Source organism: Salidesulfovibrio onnuriiensis, assembly GCF_008001235.1.
GTDB classification, from domain to species: Bacteria; Desulfobacterota; Desulfovibrionia; order Desulfovibrionales; family Desulfovibrionaceae; genus Pseudodesulfovibrio; species Pseudodesulfovibrio onnuriiensis.
Genome location: NZ_CP040751.1, coordinates 1107647 through 1125346, shown reverse-complemented (window position 1 = coordinate 1125346; position 17700 = coordinate 1107647). Strand labels below are relative to the sequence as shown.

The window sequence follows — 17700 nt, the reverse complement described above, 5'->3', positions numbered from 1 at the left end:
ATGCCCTGAAACCCAGGCTTGGATTCGTATGCAACGGGGGAACGCCCATGAATCGCTTGATATGTGTCCTCATCCTCCTGCTTCTTGCTCCGGCACCGCTGTTCGCCGAGGAAACAGTGATCAGGGTGCGTCCGCCCCAGGGGCCGGATGACGCCAGCCACGACTATTACCTCAAGCTCCTGCAGCTGGCCCTGGACAAGACGTGCGCCAAATACGGTCCGGCCAGCATCAAGGTGACGAACTTCAATGTGGCTCAGGGCCGTGCGCTCATGGAACTGGGAAGCGGAGGGGCAATCAATGTGGACTGGGCCGGGACCAACCGCCAGCGCGAGCAGGATCTGCTGCCCGTCAGGATACCCCTGATCGGGGGACTGCTGGGATACCGGGTGCCGGTCATCTGCAAAAAATTCACGGCCGACTTCTCAAAAATCCGGTCCCTGGCGGATCTGCGGAAATACACGGCGGTGCAGGGGTCGCACTGGCCCGACTCGGACATCCTGGAGCATGCGGGGCTCAAGGTGTACCGGGTGCCCAACTTTTCCTTCATGTACGACATGGTCCAAAAATGCCGGGTCGACTATTTCCCCAGGGGAGTGAACGAGGTCTATGCCGAACAGACCCAGGTCGCGGACCGGGGATTGGTGGCCTTCGACTCCCTGCTCATCGCCTACCCGCTACCCATGTATTTCTTCACCAGCCGGGCGGACGGCCCTCTGGCGAAGCGGATCGAGACGGGGCTGCGCGAGGCAATCAAGGACGGTTCCTTCCTGGAACTGATGAAAAATCATCCGGTGACGGCTCCGCTTTTCCCCCTCTCCAAATACGACGACGCCGTGATCCTGCACCTGGAAAACCCCTTCCTGCCCAAGCAGACACCGCTCCAGGACGCGACCCTGTGGCTCAGGCTGGGCCGGGATGCACGCCCCTGAACACTCGCCCGGGCCTCGACACCGCCTTCCGCCTTGGGTACAAGATGCGAGATCATTCACGCATTCAATTCACAGGAGCATTCATGCCTATCATGCGCGTCGAGACCTGGGAGGGCATCACCAAGGCCCAGAAGCTGGACCTGGTCCAGTCCATGACCGAAACGGCCTGCCGCGTGCTGGGCTGCCCGCGCGAGGCGGTCTCGGTCATCATCGTTGAAATCCCAAAAGAGAACTGGGGCGCGGCGGGCGAGCTGTGCTCGGAACGCTTTCCGGACCAATAAATGTTCATCGGACGCTATCGCATACTCGGCCTGCTGGGACGCGGCGGCATGGGCGCGGTCTACAAGGCGGCCATGCCCGTGACCGGCCGCGTGGTGGCGCTGAAGGTCTGCAGGCCCGCCGAGATCATGGAGGACCTCATGGGCAGGAAGACCGTGGAGCGGATGTTCCTGCAGGAGGCCGTGACCATGGCCTCCATCGGCCACCCCAACATCACCGGCATCTTCGATGTCTGCGAGCGCGACAAGGACAGGCCGCCCCACTTTGCCATGGACTACTACTGCAACAACCTGGGCGTGGTCATGGGCGAAAACTACGAGGTGGAGCGCCCTTCCCGGCTGCTGGGCGTGGACCGGTCCCTGTCCATCGCCCGCCAGATGCTCGCCGGGCTGGACCGGCTGCACTACGAGGGCATCATCCACCGCGACGTGAAGCCCTTCAACGTCATGCTGACCGAAACCCAGGAGGGCCATGACGAGGTCAAGCTCATCGACTTCGGCCTGAGCCGGCTGCGCGGCGAGGAAACCCCGCGCCACAAGGGCATGGTCGTGGGTTCGCCGTATTACACGGCCCCGGAGCAGGAGGCCGACCCCGAAAGCGCGGACGCCCGGTCCGACTGCTATTCCGTGGGCGTAACCCTGTTCCGCATGCTTGTGGGCAGGCTGCCCAAGGAAGGCGCCATCGGCACGGATATTTCCAACCTGCATGCGGACCTGGATGCACGCTGGGACACGTTTTTCGCCAAGGCCCTGGCAGACAAGCCCGAGGAGCGCTTTGCCGACGCCCTGGACATGCTCAAAGCCCAGGACGAACTGGCCCGGGCCTGGGCCGAGCACAAGGGCGAGGTCTGCTCCTATTTCGACGAGGACATGGTGGAACGCCACGACACGGGCTGGCGGCCGCGCCGCGCCCCCGGGAAATTCACCACCGCACAGGCCCGCGAGGCGTTCGGCCTGGACGAACTATGGCGGCCCCTGGAATACGGCTGCGGCGGTTTCCAGGACGCGGGCGACGGCACGGTGCACGACCGCTGCACCGGACTGGTCTGGGAACAGTCCGGCTCGCGCTATCCGCTGACATGGCCGCGGGCCGTGCAGCACGTGGAGCGCCTGAACAAACGGAATTTCGGCGGCCGCAACGACTGGCGGCTGCCCACGGTGGAGGAACTCTCCACCCTGTTCACGGGCAGCACCGAACCGGGCAGGTTCTGTATCGAAACCGCCTTTGACCAGGCCCGCTCCCGGCTCTGGAGTGCGGACCGCAAGGCCTTTACCGCCGCATGGTATGCGGACGCCGAACTGGGCTTTATCTGGTGGCAGGATTTGACGTGCCGATTCTACAGCAAGGCTGTGGCGGGCTGATGAAATTCAGCCCAACAAAAAAGCTTGAAGAGAAAATATAAATGAAGACAAAACAGATATACCGCTGCTCCGAGTGCGGGGCCCAGTCGTCCGTATGGGCGGGCCAGTGCCCCAAATGCAGGGAATGGAACACCCTGGAGCCGCTCACCGTGGACAAGAAGTCGTCCCGGGCCGTGCGCGACCCCAAGGTGGTGAACAAGGCCACCCTGCTGGAGGATCTCAAGCCCGAAGACCATCAGGCGCGGCCCACGGGCATCGACGCCCTGGACACGGTGCTGGGCAAGGGGCTGGTGCCCGGCGCGGCCATCCTGCTGGGCGGCGAGCCCGGCATCGGCAAGTCCACCCTCCTGCTCCAGCTTGCGGGCAAGCAGGCCGTCATGCACGGCAACGCCGTGTATCTTTCGGGCGAGGAATCCCTGCCCCAGCTGCGCACCCGCGCCGACCGTCTCGGCTTGCTGGGTCCGGGACTCATGGCCCTGGCCTCCAACCGGGTGGAGGACGCCCTGGACATCCTGGAAAGCGACCCGCCCGAACTGCTCATCGTGGATTCTGTGCAGACCCTGGCCTCGCCCAGCGCCGAAGGCATCCCGGGCAGCGTCAGCCAGGTCAAGGCAGTGGCCCAGGAACTGGTGGAAAGGACCAAGAAGACCGGCACCACGCTCATCCTGGTGGGCCATGTGACCAAGGACGGGCAGATCGCCGGCCCCAAGCTCTTGGAACACATGGTGGACACCGTGCTGTATCTGGAGGGGGACCGGAAACATTTCTCCCGCGTGCTGCGGGTGCTCAAGAACCGCTTCGGCCCCAGCGACGAACTGGTGGTCTTCACCATGCGCGACACGGGCCTGGAGGTGGTGGAGGATCCGTCCACGTTTTTCCTGGGCACGCGCGATTCCGGGCTTTCGGGCACGGCCGTGGCCATGGCAGTGGACGGACAGCGGCCCTTTGTGGTGGAGGTGCAGGCCCTGGTGAGCCGCTCCTACCTGTCCATCCCGCGCCGCACGGCCCTGGGCCTGGACACCAACCGGCTGCATCTGCTGCTGGCCGTGCTGGAGAAACGGCTGCGCCTGAACCTGAGCAACTACGACATCTATGCCAAGGTCAGCGGCGGCCTGGCCACCAAGGACCCGGGCCTGGACCTGGCCGTGGTGGCGGCGCTGCTGTCCTCGCTCTTCGACCAGCCCCTGCCCGAGGCGGCCGTGTTCTGGGGCGAGGTCGACCTCAACGGACAGGTACGCCCGGTCACGGCCCACGAAACCCGGCTCAAGCAGTGCGACCGGCTCGGCTATCAGGGCGTGCATCCGGATTCCTGCCGCACTCTCGCCGCCCTGCAGCAGCGGCTGTTCGGCAAGGGAAATGCACCGACTTGAAGAGTGAGGCCCGACGGGCTATACCAAGTCGTTACAAACGAATTCAACCTCGCCTTTTGGAGATATAATGGCCGCGAACATACTGGTTCTCGACGACGAAAAAAACTACCTGCTGATCCTCGAAAGCATCCTGGACGACGAAGGGTACAACGTGACCACCCTGTCCGACCCGGAAATGGGCCTGGCCTACCTCGAGGATTCCGAGGTGGACGTGATCCTCACGGACATGAAGATGCCCAAGCTCACGGGCCAGGATGTGCTGGAGCACTGCAAGAAGAACTACCCGCACATTCCGGTGCTGATCATGACCGCCTTCGGGTCCGTGGAGTCCGCTGTGGAGGCCATGCGCATCGGCGCCTTCGACTACATCACCAAGCCGTTCGCCAACGAGGAACTGCTGCTCTCCCTGTCCAAGGCCGTGAGCTACGCGGAAACCCAGCAGGACAACGTGCGCCTGCGCCAGCAACTGGCCGAGAAATTCGGGTCCGGCAACATCATCGCGCGCGGCAAGGGCATGCGCGAGGTGTTGGAGATGGTCAACCGGGCCGCGCCCACCAAGTCCACGGTGCTGGTCATGGGGGAATCGGGCACGGGGAAGGAGCTCATTGCCCGGGCCATCCACGACAACTCCACCCGCAAGGACCAGCCGTTCATCTCCGTGAACTGCATGGCCCTCAACCCGGGCGTGCTGGAATCCGAGCTCTTCGGCCATGAGAAGGGCAGCTTCACCGGGGCCACGGCCATGCGCAAGGGACGCTTCGAACAGGCCAACAAGGGCACCCTCTTCCTGGACGAGATCGGCGAACTGACACCGGAGCTGCAGGTCAAGCTGCTGCGCGTGCTCCAGGAGCACCAGATCGAACGCGTGGGCGGCGCCGAGACCATCGACGTGGACATCCGCATCGTGGCCGCCACCAACAAGAATCTCCAGGAGGCCGTGAGCAAGGGCGAGTTCCGCGAGGACCTGTTCTACCGCCTCAACGTGGTTTCCATCTTCCTGCCGCCCCTGCGCGAGCGGCGCGAGGACATCCCGTTCCTGGCCGACCACTTCCTGGACAAGTACTCCAAGGAAAACGAAAAGAAATTCACCGGGTTCACGGCTGCGGCCATGGACTATCTCTCGGCCTACGAATGGCCGGGCAACGTGCGCCAGCTGGAAAACGTCATCGAGCGCTGCACGGTGCTGTCCCGGACCGAAACCATCGACACGGACGACCTGCCGCCCGAGATCAAGGACGAGGAATCCCAGTTCAAGAGCGCCGTGGACCTCCTGCCCGCGCGCCTGAACCTGGCCGACACCATGGACAAGATCGAGGGAGCCCTGGTGCGCCGCGCCCTGGTGCGCAGCGAATTCGTACAGGTCAAGGCCGCCGAGATGCTCGGCCTGTCCAAAAGTAACCTGCAATACAAGCTCAAAAAATACGGACTGTTGGGAAAAGCCAAATGATTGTTCTCGCTCCCCCCTATGTTTCCGACATTCTCCGGGCCTCGGTCGAAAGACAGGGGCTCGCGGTTCTTGATACGCCCGAGGCCCGCGCCCTGTGCGGCGACGAACTCAAATACGCGGACGCCAAGACCTTTGCCGCCGGCCTGGGCAGGCGGCTGTACACCAACTCGGAAAGCACGCTCCAGGACGTGTTCGAACTCTTCGGGCACACGGACATCCCGCGCATGGCGCACGCCTGTAAGGACAAGGTCCGGTTCCGCGAGCTGACCGCCGCCATCTTCCGCGACTACTGGTTCACGTCCGGCTCCCTGGACGAGCTGGAATCCATGGACGCGGACACGCTGCGATTCCCGCTGGTGGTCAAGCCCGCCCGCGGCTTCTTCAGCATGGGCGTGCACTGCGTGGATACCGCCGAGGACTGGCTTCCTGTCCTGGAAAAACTGCGCACCGAGATCGCCGCATTCAACGCCAACTACCCGGCCGACGTGGTGGATGCGGGCAGATTCATCGTGGAGCAGGCCATCGACGGCGACGAGTACGCCATGGACGTGTACTGGGATAATGACGGCAACGCCGTGCTGCTCAACATCCTCAAGCACATCTTCGCCTCGGGCGACGACGTCGGCGACCGGCTCTATCTGACCTCGCCGGAAATCATCGAGGCGCATCTGGAACGCTTCACGCGCGTCATGCAGGACATCGGCGATGCCTGCGGGTTCCGCAACTACCCATCCCACATCGAGGTGCGCGTGGACCGGGACGGAAACGTGCTGCCCATCGAGGCCAACCCCCTGCGCTTTGCGGGCTGGTGCGTGGCCGACATCACCGCCCACGCCTGGGGCTTCGACCCGTACGAATACTATTTCCAGGATCGCCGCCCGGACTGGCCGTCCATCCTGGCCCCGCGCCGGGGCAAGACCTACAGCATGGTCGTGGCCGACCTGCCCTCCTCCGTGGACCGCAACGCCATCCGCTCCGTGGACTGGGACGGCATCGAGCGCCTGTTCGAGAACGTGCTGGAGTTCCGCAGAATCGACTACCGCGAATTCCCGGTGCTGGCCTTCATCTTCGCCGAGACCTCGCAGGAGAACCTGCCCGCGCTGCACCAAATCGTGCGCGAGGATTTCACCAAATATCTGAAGTGATTGCTTTCAATCTGGGGTTGGGAATGCTCAGAACGACTGTCGATTCTTGTGAACTATACATAGGACGAAACGCTGGGAAAGGACTTGAAGAGGCACTTAAAAACGCACGGAAAAGCGTGAAGGTCTTTTCTCCGTATGTCTCTTATTCTTTCCTTGATCTCCTTGTGGACAAATGCTCCCGCAACATTGATGTGAGCATGATTACCACCAGCGAAGCCGTTAATAATGGGTTTTATAAGAAACTCATCAACCAGCATCGACATGCCCGTGAAGATGCTTTGCAAAAGCGCAAGCAGGGGCGTCTTGTCACCCTGACCCTTGGATTGGTTTTTCTCCTCCTTTTTGGCGCTTCCTTTAATTTTGAATTTGGCTCTTTTCAGATTGCGGAGCATTTCATTCGGTGGAGATGGGCATTCCTTGCCGCAAGCGTGCTAAGTTTCATAGTTCGGAATTTTTACGGAAAGATTCGAATTTACGATTATACGTATTCTCAAAATCTCAGATTTGCGGTTGTAGTTTCTCCCAATGAAGTTAAAGCAGACGAAGCATATCTCGCACATGCTAAGTACTACATCATCGATGATGAAATTGCTTTCTTAGGGTCGTTAAACTTCACCTATAGCGGGTTTAACAAAAGCTACGAGTCTTGCGTACGAATTCAGGATGGAAAAGTAATTGAAAAGCTGAACAGCGAATTTGAATGGATGTTCAGCAATGATCGCACACTATACGAGGCTGTTCAGACACTCGGACCAAAGATTTACAAGGAACCTCCGTATTAACTGATGATCAACCATGTCGAGGAATACATCCAGGCCCTGCTGGAATCCGAGAAGCTGGGCCATCAGGTGGCCCACCACCGGCTGCTGCCCGGCAGCGAGGCGCGCTTTGCCGAGCCCAAGAGGCCCTGGCACAAGGCCATCCGCCACGCCCTGGAAACCCTCGGCATCGACCGGCTCTATTCCCACCAGGCCGAGGCCCACAACTACATCCGGGCCGGACGCAACGTGGTGGTGGCCACGCCCACGGCCAGCGGCAAGACCCTGACCTACAACCTGCCGGTCATCGAGGAATGCCTGCGCGACCCGGACGCCAAGGCCCTGTACATGTTCCCGCTCAAGGCCCTGGCCCAGGACCAGCTCAAGAGCTTCAACGGGCTGGCCGCGCTCATGCCCGAGGAACGCCGCCCCACGGCGGCCATCTACGACGGCGACACCACGCCCCACTTCCGGCGCAAGATCCGGGAAAACCCGCCCAACGTGCTGCTGACCAACCCGGAGATGGTCCATCTCTCGGTGCTGCCCCACCACGACAAATGGGCCGAGATGCTTTCCGGCCTGACACACATCGTGGTGGACGAGGTGCACACCTACCGGGGCGTCATGGGCTCGCACATGGCCATGGTCTTCCGCCGCCTGCTGCGGCTGTGCGAATACTACGGTTCCCGACCGACCTTCGTGTTCTGCTCGGCCACCGTGGGCAATCCCGGCGAACTGTGCGAGATGCTCACCGGTCTGGAGGTGCACGAGATCCGGGAATCCGGGGCCGCCCAGGGTGCGCGGCACATGGTCTTTCTCAACCCGCACGACAGCCCGGCCCAGGCCGCCATACAACTTCTGCAGTCCGCCCTGCACCGGGAGATGCGCACCATCGTCTACTGCCAGTCGCGCAAGCTCACCGAACTCATCGCCATGTGGTGCGCCGAGCGTTCCGGCCCGTACAAGAACAAGATTTCCGCCTACCGCGCCGGATTCCTGCCCGAGGAACGGCGCGAGATAGAGCAGCGCATGTCCGACGGCGACCTGTTCGCGGTCATCTCCACCAGCGCATTGGAACTGGGCATCGACATCGGCGGCCTGGACCTGTGCATCATGGTCGGCTACCCGGGCACGGTCATGGCCACCCAGCAGCGCGGCGGCCGCGTGGGACGCGCCCGGCAGGACTCGGCCGTGGTGCTCGTGGCCCAGGAGGACGCCCTGGACCAGTACTTCATGCGCAACCCGGACGACTTCTTTTCCCGGCCGCCCGAATCGGTCATGCTCAACCCGTTCAACCCGGTGGTCATGGACCGCCACCTCATCTGCGCGGCGGCAGAAATGACCATGCGCCGAGGCGAAAGTTTCTTGGCTCCCATTGAGATGTCCGAACGCGTGGAATTTCTCATACGGGACGGGCAGCTCTTCGAGGTGGTGCCGGACGCGCCCGGTCTGCCCATGGAAATCATTTCGCACCGCAAGCGGCCGCACCGGGACGTGGACCTGCGCAGCGCGGGGCACAGCCTGCATATCGAGGACGTGACCAGGGGCGGGGAAAAGGCCCCGATCATCGGCACCACGGACCAGTACCGGGTCTGGATGGAGACCCATCCGGGCGCGGTCTACCTGCACCGGGGCGACACCTACGTGATCCAGGAGGTGGATTCGGGCGCGGGCGCGGTGCTGGCCGTCAAAAAGAAGGTCGGCTACTACACCCGGGTACGCAAGAACAAGTCCACCCAGATCCTGCAGGTGCTGGGACAGAAGGCCTGCTTCGGCACCCGGGTATTCTTCGGCAAGCTGCGCGTCACCGAACAGGTCACGGGCTACGAGAAACGGGCCGTGCGCGGCGGCAAGCTGCTGGGCATCGTACCCCTGGAGGTTCCGCCCAACGTGTTCGAGACCGAGGGCGTCTGGTTCGAGGTGGGCCACGACATCCGGCAGCGCTGCGAGGACGAATTCCTGCATTTCATGGGCGGCATCCACGCCTTCGAGCACGCGGCCATCGGCATCCTGCCCCTGCTGGTCATGACCGACCGCAACGACCTGGGCGGCATCTCCACCCCGCTCCACGAGCAGGTGGAAGGCCCGGCCGTATTCATCTACGATGGCGTGCCCGGGGGCGCGGGGCTGACGCGCCAGGCCTTTGAAAAGGCCGACGAGCTGGTGAAAACCACCCTCAAGACCATCCGGGACTGCGAATGCGAGCTGGGGTGCCCCTCCTGCGTGCATTCGCCGAAATGTGGATCGGGCAACCGGCCCATTGACAAGGCCGCGTCCCAGTTCGTGCTGGAGGCCATCCTCTCCGGCGACCCCAAGACCATCAAACCCAAGGATATAGACGTGAATCTGCTCGACTACGACGACAAACCCGCCACGCCCAACCGCTACGGCGTGCTGGATATCGAAACCCGCTACAGCGCCGACGAGGTGGGCGGCTGGAACCGGGCCGACCGCATGGGCGTGTCCATCGCCTGCCTGTACGACTCCGAAACCGACCAGATGTATGATTACGAGCAGGAGCAGATGGACGACCTGGTCAAACACCTGCAGGAGCTCGACCTGGTCATCGGCTTCAACCACATCAAATTCGACTATGCCGTGCTGGGCGGGCTGCACCCGTTCAAGTTCCGCGCGCTGCCCAGCCTGGACCTGCTGGTCAAGGTGCACGAGCGTCTCGGCTACCGGGTCAAGCTGGACAACATCGCCCAGGCCACCCTGGATGCGGGCAAGTCCGCGGACGGGCTCATGGCCCTGAAATGGTGGAAGGAAGGCCGCCTGGACCTGATCACCGAGTACTGCCGCCAGGACGTGATCGTCACCCGCGACGTGTATCTCTTCGGCCGCGAGAACGGGTACGTCTTCTTTACCAACAAGGCCGGGCAAAAGGTGAAATTGCCGGTGAGCTGGTAGTGACGGAGGGTGCGCTGACGCGCAGTCACCAAGAGAAGTAACTCGGTCGCTCAGGGGTTTCGCCCCCTCGGGCGACCTTCTTTTTTTGCTGGCGCAGAAAAAAAGAAGGCAAAAAACAGCTCTAGGCTTCGGTCTATTGAGCGGGCTACAAGTGCACACTCTACGTGGAGGCTCCCACCAAGTATGTACCACCTGTCAGTTGCCAACGTGGTAGAGTGTAGATTGTTAGCTCATCGCAATTATAAGATTTTTTAAATTGCAGACTGAAGAATACGCGCCACGGCGAACAGGAGGGATACTCAGTGTATTAGGCAAAGGGCCGACGCACGGCAAAGGCGGGGTGGGAGAGGAGGATAGGTCGCAGGAAAGGAGGAGAGGGAGGGGCTGCAGGCCCCTCCCTCTCCTCCTTTCCTCAAATGGTTCTCAAACCAAGGAATGCTGCTGCACGGGGATATTGCCCTGGAAGGGCATGGAACAAAGAGGCGGGCTATTCCTTCTTCGGATACAAATCCTTTGCAAGCCCCCCTTCCAACCCCCAATTGGCCCGGTCCACCTCTTCGATGACGACCATGACATGCTCCTGCTTGCAGTCCAGGATGCGGCAGGATTCGCGGGTGAAGGTCTCCACCATGTCTCGCTTCTGGTCCTCGCTGATGCCTGCCCAGGTTTTTACGGTAAGTATGGGCATGGGCTAACTCCGGTAGTCCGCGTTGATCTCCACATACTCCTTGGTCAGGTCCGAGGCCAACAGCGATGCCGTGCCCGAACCGCTGCCCAGGGTCACGGTGATGGGAATATCCACCTCGTTCATGACCGGTTCCAGAAGCTTGTCCATGTCGCCGGGAACGGGCATGCCGTCCTTGAAGATGCAGATGCCGCCCACTTCCAGGCTCACGGCCTGGGGGTCGAACTCCGCGCCGGAATACCCGGCCGCACACATGATCCTCCCCCAGTTGGCGTCGCAGCCGAACAGGGCGGTCTTGACCAGGGGCGAACAGCCGATGGCCCGGGCCACCAGCTCGGCGTCGATCTCGTCGCGCGCACCGCGCACCTCGATGCGCGCCACCTTGGTGCCGCCCTCGGCGTCCTCCACAATCATGTAGGCCAGCTCTTGGGAGAGCCGCAGCAGCACGTCGCACAGGGTGCGCAGGTCCTCCTCGGACTCGGCCTTCACGCCGGACACGCCGTTGGCCAGGCCCATGAAGCTGTCGTTGGTGCTGGTGTCGCCGTCAATGGTGATGCGGTTGAAGCTGTTGTCCGCGCAGTACTCCAGGATCTCCTGCCAGCGCTGAGGATCCACGTCCGCGTCGCAGCACACAAAGGCCAGCAGGGTGGCCATGTTCGGGCTGATCATGCCCGCGCCCTTGCACATGCCCAACAGACGGACCTCGCCGCCCGAGAGGTCCACGGAGGTGGATACCAGCTTGGGCCGGGTGTCCGTGGTCATGATGGCCTCGGACACGTTCTCGGGCGTGGCCTTGCCCAGGTTTTCCGCCAGGGCGGGCATGGCCGCGCGCCACTTGTCCATGTTGAACTGCAGGCCGATGACGCCGGTGGAGGCCGGAAGGATCTCGTCGGCGGGCACGCCCGTGGCCTCGGCCACCAGGCTCAGGACCTCGCGGCAATTGTTCATGCCCTCTTCTCCGGTGCAGGCGTTGGCCGAGCCCGCGTTGACCAAAAAGGCGGACTGCTTTCGCGAACGTTCGAGCATGGCCTTGCAGTGCAGCACGGGGGCCGCCTGGAACTTGTTGGTGGTGAACACGCCCGCTGCGGAGGCGGGCGTATCGCTCACGAGCATGGAAAGGTCCTTGCGGCCGCTGTATTTCAGGTTGGCCTCGATGGCCGCGAACCTGAAGCCTTTAGGCATGACTGTCATCGTAATTCTCCGAAAAGGTTATGTGTCCGACGCTGCAAAATAGCGCAGCCAGGTCCGGCTTCCAAGCGAATTTTCGGTTACTTTTCCGCAGGGATCACGTCCAGTTCACGAAGCCGCGTCTCGGTCAGCGCGTACCGCTTGGCCGCATCGCTGCGCTGGTTGATCTCCACGTTGGTGGCGAAGAACCACGGGCTGCCGTCCTTTTCCACCCAGCCCACGAGCCAGCCCACCTGCGGCTTGGCGCGCTGGGCCCAGCCCGACTTGGCGTGCATGGTCCAGCCCTTGCCGCTGTCCCGGCGCATGAGCCGCTTCACGTAGTCCATGTGCGCGGAGGAAAACGGCAGGTCGTTCTGGTACAGGTGCGTGAGGAACCAGACCTGCTGGCGGGGCGTGATGCGCAGCTTGCCGTCCAGCCAGAAGGAATCCAGCTGCCCGGAAATATCGCCGTTGCCGTAGCCCACCAGGTCCACGTAGTTCTGCATGCGCTCCTTGCCGATGCGCTTGGCAATGCGCTGGAAAACCCAGATGGCGGAATGGCGGAAGGCCTGCTCCAGGGTCAGGTCCCGGTTCCAGGGCTCATAATTGCGCTTCACGCCGTCCCACTTGAAGACCTCGTCCTTGGTGACCACGCTGGACTGCAAGGCGATGAGCGTGTGCAGGATCTTGAAGGTGGACGCAGGCAAGAATGCCTCGGAGGCGCGGTCGTTGTTGTCCACGTCCCATTGCCGGGCCTTGAGGTCGTAAACGGCCACGCAGGAAGGCGACAAAGTGCGCTCCACCTGCTGCGCGGACGTATCCTCGGCAACGGTTTTTGGAGCGGTTTTTTCCGGCGCGGGTTCCACCGCCTTTTTGGCGCAGCCCAGGCACAGGCACAGGACAAGCAAGAGAATCACTCGTTTCATGGGTGTCTCCTATGGTGATTTATGGAAAGCAGGGTGCGGCAGGGCCGCGTTAGGGTTTTCGAATCCGTCTGCCCAGGCCGTACCGGTCCAGAAGCAGCTTGAGTCGTTCCTTGTTCGTTTGCAGGTATTCGTTCAATTCCCGGATTATTCTCGGATGCTTCCGCGTGGAAAGGCGGTAGGCAACCCTTGTATACGGCAAATTGGGTGCCAATGTAAGGGCCTCGGGCGAGCGTTCCATGTGCTCCAGGTTGTAGCGGGCCACGGCGAGACAGCCGAACCCGCCGTCCACCCTGCCCTGGAGGACCATCTCGATGAGCGAGAGATAGTCGTCGGTATACACAAGCTCCACCTGGCCGGAATCGATGAGGTTTTCATACCGGGTCGCCGTGAAGCCGCGAACGGTTCCGAGCACGCGCAGCTGCTCCACCTCCATGCGCTTGCGAAGCGGCAGGACCATGACACCGTCGTAAGCCTCGGATATCTGCTCGCTGTACCAGATATCCCGGACCGGGCGCAGGGAGCGCTGCCAATCGGGATTGTCCGGATACTTGAAATCCAGCTCGTCGGTCTTGAAGAAGCGCTCGTAAAGCCGAAGCACGGGAAGCGGGATGTATTCGAATTCATAGCCGCGGCTTTTGGCGAATCCGTCCAGCACCGAGCGACCGTAGCCCGTATAGATGCCGTTGTTGGTGGAGTACTGGGGATAGTAGCGGATGTCCTCCACGCCGACGAGAAATTTACCGCCCGCCATGGAGGGCGCGGTCATGCATACGGCGAATACTATCGCAAGGCCCCATCGAATCATGCTCGTCTCCTCGTGACTCCCCGAGACCATTAGCAATTATGCACGGTGGGCACAAGGAAGGACAAAATGTGAATCCCGCTTGCAACAAGCCGCCGGAGAGGGCATACAGGAACGAAAGCGCAACCCTGCATGGAGAGCTATCATGTTGAAAAAAATACTTATCGCCATATTCGCCATCCTGCTGAACGCCGCGCCCCTGGCCGCGGAAAGCGTCAAGCTGTCCCAGGGGCAGGACGTTTACGTTCCCGTGTATTCGCACATCTACCAGGGCATCAAGGGCAAACCCTACAATCTTTCCGCCCTGCTCAGCATCCGCAATACCGACCCGTCCAACACCATCAAGGTCACCCTGGTGCGCTACTACGATTCCGACGGCATCCTGGTGAAGAACCACCTGGAAAAACCCATTATCGTGCAGCCGCTGGGTACGGCCGAATTCTACATCCCCGAACGCGACAACAGCGGCGGCTCGGGCGCCAACTTCCTGGTGCACTGGAAGGGGGACATGGTGGTCAATGCGCCCGTGATCCAGGCGGTCATGATCGGCACGGCCTCCACTCAGGGCATCTCCTTTGTCTGCGAGGGCTGGGTCATCAGCGAAGACAAGTAGCCGTATCCGGGACAAAATCCGGCACATAAACAGAGTCCGCTGCTCGCATTGCGAGCAGCGGACTCTGTTTATTGAAAGGAGAGGCAAGGGGAAGTATTCCCCTTGCCCGCCGGAGGCGAAATTTATCCCTTGCCCTTGGTCTTGGTCTTGTTGGGCGCGGCGTTCTTTTCCATGTATTCGACAATGATCCCGGCAATGTCCTTGCCGGTGGCGTCCTCGATGCCTTCCAGGCCGGGCGAGGAATTGACCTCCATGACCACCGGGCCGTGATTGGAGCGCAGCAGGTCCACGCCCGCCACGTTGAGGCCCATGATCTTTGCCGAACGCACGGCCGTGGAGCGCTCCTCGGGGGTGATGCGCACCGCCGAAGCAGTGCCGCCCCGATGCAGGTTGGAACGGAAATCCCCTTCCTTGCCCTTGCGCTTCATGGCCGCCACCACCTTGCCGCCCACCACGATGCAGCGGATGTCGCAGCCCTTGGCCTCCTTGATGTACTCCTGGACCATGAAGTTGGCCTTGAGGCCACGGAAGGCGTCGATGACGCTCTCGGCCGCCTGCGGCGTTTCTGCCAGGACCACGCCCACGCCCTGGGTACCCTCCAGGAGCTTGACGACCAGGGGTGCGCCGCCCACCATGTCGATGAGGTCCTGGGTGTACATGGTGGAGTTGGCGAAACCGGTCACGGGCAGGCCGATGCCCTTGCGGGCCAGCAGCTGCAGGCTGCGCAACTTGTCGCGCGACCGGGTGATGGCCACGGATTCGTTGATGCAGTAGACGCCCAGCATCTCGAACTGGCGCACCACGGCCGTGCCGTAAAAGGTGATGGACGCGCCGATGCGCGGGATGGCCGCGTCAATGTCCGTGAGCTCCTCGCCCTTGTAGTGGATGGTGGGCTGGTGGCTGGTGATGTTCATGTAGCAGCGCAGCGGGTTGATGACCCGCACGCTGTGGCCGCGTTCCTTTGCGGCTTCCGCCAGCCGGGCGGTGGAATAGAGCTCCGGCTTGCGGGAAAGAATGGCAATGTTCATGAAAGGGCGTCCTCTTTATCGGGACAACGCCCGAGCAGATATGATTTCGAGGGGTCCACCACCGCGATCTTGCGCAGGGCCCGGCGGCCCAGCAGCATGCGGTAGGCGAGTTCCTCGCGGTTGGTCAGGGTCAGTTCAATGCGCTTTTCCACGCCGCCCAGGCGCATGAGCGTCCGGATGACGTAGCGCTCCTCGGTCTGGCCGCCGGAGTTGGTCACCTCGCGGCGGTCGTGCACCGGCGATTCGCAGATGATCTCCACGGATTCATCCTTCTGGAACGGATGCAGACCGAAACGCACCCATTCCTGGCCGTCGCGCTCGAAGGGCTCCACAAAAAAGGCGTGCAGGGCCGAGGTCAGGGCCCCGGTATCCACCTTGGCGCGCACCGCGCCCACACCCAATTGCGGCAGCTCCACGCATTCGCGCCAACCGACGATGATTTTTTCTCTATCCAATTAATATAACTCACTTTATCACTATGAAATCAAACCCTTTTCCGGGTTGCAGCGGGGATGTAGTTTTTTTTGAAGGGTATGTCCATAAAAAAAGCCCTGCTCTCATTGGCAGGGCTTTTTCATGGGCGACTGAAGATTTGTTTTTTATTCTGGGACTTCTCCAATGATATCAGCCCAACATCCCCATAATATCATCCACGGTCAGGTCCGCCTCCCGTTCCCACATTTCCGAGGCCTTGCCAAATTCCGGGTCCACATCCTTGAGTTCACGGCCCATGGTCCGGAAGTCCCTTTCCGTGTTCCCGGATTTGAGCAGCGTGGCGTTTTGCACTGTCTCCACCGTGTAAAGCCCCCGGTCGTCCTGCTTCAGGGTTTCGTGCATGTCGATCTCGCCCCGGGTGCTGACAATCCCGTTCTCGAAACTTTCGTCCACATGCCGGCTGCTGTGGAGCAGTTCCGGGATAGAGCCTTCGGTCAACCCTCTTCCCGTGCGGAAGCGGGATTCGAGGGGAAGCGTATTTTCCTCTGAGCGTTCCTCATCCACCTGACGGGCAACCAACCGGCCTTCGCTATAGACCTCGTTGGAAACGGATATCGAATATGGCGACCGTGTGTTTCGCAGCGTATCGGGATCGCCTGCATTGACGTAATCCTCTTCCCAGCCCGGATCGCTGGCGTCAGTGGATTGGCCAATGGCCTTGGCGAATTTTGCGGAGAGCAGTTCACCGGCGGACTGAGGCTTTGGTTTCACATAGTCCTCCTGGCTCAGCCCCAGGACGCCGAGCATGTCCGCGCGTGACGGGAGATTGGACGCCCTGGACTCTTCGACTTCGAGTTCTCCCTCGGTTCTCTTGACCAGTTTTCCGTCCGTATACCAGGAGACACGGGAATTCTGTTCCAGCAAGGCCACGCTCGGCTTGAACATGCCCTTGGGTTTGGTGCCGATCTTTTCGGAAAAAGCCGCTTCCCTGACAAGGTTTCCCTCTTCATCGTAGTCATTGATGACGGTCGAAAAAACGGGCTTTGCCCGGTCGAATTCGACATCCTTGTCTCTGGACCGGTTCAGGACTCCCTCGGCGGTAAGGGAATGGGATATCTCGGCGGAACGGATCAGTTTGCCGTTGCTGTATTCCCGGAAGCTCGCACCGTAGGAGGAGGACAGTTTGTCCCGGGTTGTGGCACCGATCATGCCTTCCAAGGTATCGGCGGACATGTGCTCCGGATCAACAGGCTTGTAATTGGCCTGCACCACGTTCCAATCCCGCATTTCCCTGACGACCTCCCCGTCCTTGAACCATTGCATGCTTCGCTGCAGCGAGGCGCGGCTCTCCTTGGAGGACGTGTCGTCAATCCCGCTGACGATGACGCTTGCCGTCTGTATGAGTTTGCCTTCTTCGTCATAGTATTCGGTATTGGTCGTCGCACTGGTGGAATCGGCGAATCCCGTGGTTTTGCTGACCAGCCGATCTCCCTGGTATTTCAGGATCTCTATCTCGTTGTCCTTGACCGAAACGATTTCCTTGCTCCCGTCCGCCTTGAAGAAGGTGCCGCTTTCCAGGCCGTAGCGGGAGGTCCAGAGGCTCTGGTTCGTCTCCCCGCCTTCGGCTCCGGAGCTTGCCTCGGCCTGCTCCATGGCTTTTCTCCAGGTCTGCTCCTCCAGCCGGGCCAGGCCTTCCTTGGAGATTTCGGCGTGGTCGAAGGTCGATTGCCGGGATTGCTGCTGCGTCGCCTTGGAAGACGCAGCAGTGTCCGTAAGGGACGTTTGCGAATAGAGAACAGGCGTGAAGCCGGATATTTCGTTCATGGATCTCTCCGTGTGATGCCG

Annotated in this window: 16 protein-coding genes; 9 read left to right on the top strand and 7 right to left on the bottom strand. The window is 61.4% G+C overall.

Going from position 1 to position 17700, the window contains the following annotated elements; translation table 11 throughout:
* The first annotated feature begins 47 nt into the window (after positions 1-47).
* The 8 genes from FGL65_RS05205 (at position 48) to FGL65_RS05170 (ending at position 10199) form a co-directional block, all read left to right on the top strand.
* A complete protein-coding gene (locus FGL65_RS05205; RefSeq protein ID WP_147819993.1) occupies positions 48-929 on the top strand; it encodes a hypothetical protein in 882 nt (293 codons plus the stop codon).
* 83 nt (positions 930-1012) lie between these two features.
* Complete coding sequence (locus tag FGL65_RS05200) at positions 1013-1210, top strand: tautomerase family protein (RefSeq protein WP_147819992.1); 198 nt, start codon at positions 1013-1015, stop codon at positions 1208-1210.
* Complete coding sequence (locus tag FGL65_RS05195; RefSeq protein WP_147819991.1) at positions 1211-2569, top strand: protein kinase domain-containing protein; 1359 nt, start codon at positions 1211-1213, stop codon at positions 2567-2569.
* Between the two features lie 41 nt (positions 2570-2610).
* Positions 2611-3939 (top strand): DNA repair protein RadA, encoded by a 1329-nt coding sequence (gene radA, locus FGL65_RS05190; protein WP_147819990.1) that lies wholly within the window; start codon positions 2611-2613, stop codon positions 3937-3939.
* 67 nt (positions 3940-4006) lie between these two features.
* Positions 4007-5386 carry a sigma-54-dependent transcriptional regulator gene (locus FGL65_RS05185; protein WP_147819989.1) on the top strand — a complete coding sequence of 460 codons (1380 nt, stop codon included), beginning with the start codon at positions 4007-4009 and terminating at the stop codon, positions 5384-5386.
* The gene (locus FGL65_RS05180; protein ID WP_147819988.1) at positions 5383-6531 is read left to right on the top strand and encodes an ATP-grasp domain-containing protein; all 1149 of its coding nucleotides are present in this window, start codon (positions 5383-5385) and stop codon (positions 6529-6531) included. The genes FGL65_RS05185 and FGL65_RS05180 overlap by 4 nt, the downstream gene beginning before the upstream one ends.
* A 23-nt stretch (positions 6532-6554) precedes the next feature.
* On the top strand, positions 6555-7313 hold the full coding sequence (locus tag FGL65_RS05175; protein WP_147819987.1) for a phospholipase D family protein: 759 nt from the start codon (positions 6555-6557) through the stop codon (positions 7311-7313).
* 3 nt (positions 7314-7316) lie between these two features.
* Complete coding sequence (locus FGL65_RS05170; RefSeq protein WP_147819986.1) at positions 7317-10199, top strand: DEAD/DEAH box helicase; 2883 nt, start codon at positions 7317-7319, stop codon at positions 10197-10199.
* A gap of 487 nt (positions 10200-10686) precedes the next feature.
* On the opposite strand, the gene FGL65_RS05165 is transcribed toward FGL65_RS05170, so the two are convergent.
* The 4 genes from FGL65_RS05165 to FGL65_RS05150 form a co-directional block, all read right to left on the bottom strand.
* On the bottom strand, positions 10687-10887 hold the full coding sequence (locus tag FGL65_RS05165) for a tautomerase family protein (protein ID WP_147819985.1): 201 nt from the start codon (positions 10885-10887) through the stop codon (positions 10687-10689).
* Positions 10888-10890: 3 nt separating this feature from the next.
* Positions 10891-12075 carry a bifunctional glutamate N-acetyltransferase/amino-acid acetyltransferase ArgJ gene (argJ, locus tag FGL65_RS05160; protein WP_147819984.1) on the bottom strand — a complete coding sequence of 395 codons (1185 nt, stop codon included), beginning with the start codon at positions 12073-12075 and terminating at the stop codon, positions 10891-10893.
* Positions 12076-12152: 77 nt separating this feature from the next.
* The gene (gene blaOXA, locus FGL65_RS05155) at positions 12153-12977 is read right to left on the bottom strand and encodes a class D beta-lactamase (RefSeq protein ID WP_147819983.1); all 825 of its coding nucleotides are present in this window, start codon (positions 12975-12977) and stop codon (positions 12153-12155) included.
* 49 nt (positions 12978-13026) lie between these two features.
* Entirely contained in the window at positions 13027-13782 is a 756-nt protein-coding gene (locus FGL65_RS05150; protein WP_147819982.1) for a substrate-binding periplasmic protein, read from the bottom strand.
* Positions 13783-13924: 142 nt separating this feature from the next.
* On the opposite strand from FGL65_RS05150, the gene FGL65_RS05145 reads away from it, so the two are divergent.
* The gene (locus FGL65_RS05145; RefSeq protein WP_147819981.1) at positions 13925-14392 is read left to right on the top strand and encodes a DUF3124 domain-containing protein; all 468 of its coding nucleotides are present in this window, start codon (positions 13925-13927) and stop codon (positions 14390-14392) included.
* 122 nt (positions 14393-14514) lie between these two features.
* On the opposite strand, the gene rimK is transcribed toward FGL65_RS05145, so the two are convergent.
* The 3 genes from rimK to FGL65_RS05130 form a co-directional block, all read right to left on the bottom strand.
* Positions 14515-15420 (bottom strand): 30S ribosomal protein S6--L-glutamate ligase, encoded by a 906-nt coding sequence (gene rimK / locus FGL65_RS05140; protein ID WP_147819980.1) that lies wholly within the window; start codon positions 15418-15420, stop codon positions 14515-14517.
* Positions 15417-15875, bottom strand: a complete 459-nt coding sequence (locus FGL65_RS05135) for an ATP-dependent zinc protease family protein (protein ID WP_147819979.1) — start codon at positions 15873-15875, stop codon at positions 15417-15419. The genes rimK and FGL65_RS05135 overlap by 4 nt, the downstream gene beginning before the upstream one ends.
* A 169-nt stretch (positions 15876-16044) precedes the next feature.
* Complete coding sequence (locus FGL65_RS05130; RefSeq protein WP_147819978.1) at positions 16045-17679, bottom strand: hypothetical protein; 1635 nt, start codon at positions 17677-17679, stop codon at positions 16045-16047.
* Between the last annotated feature and the right edge of the window lie 21 nt (positions 17680-17700).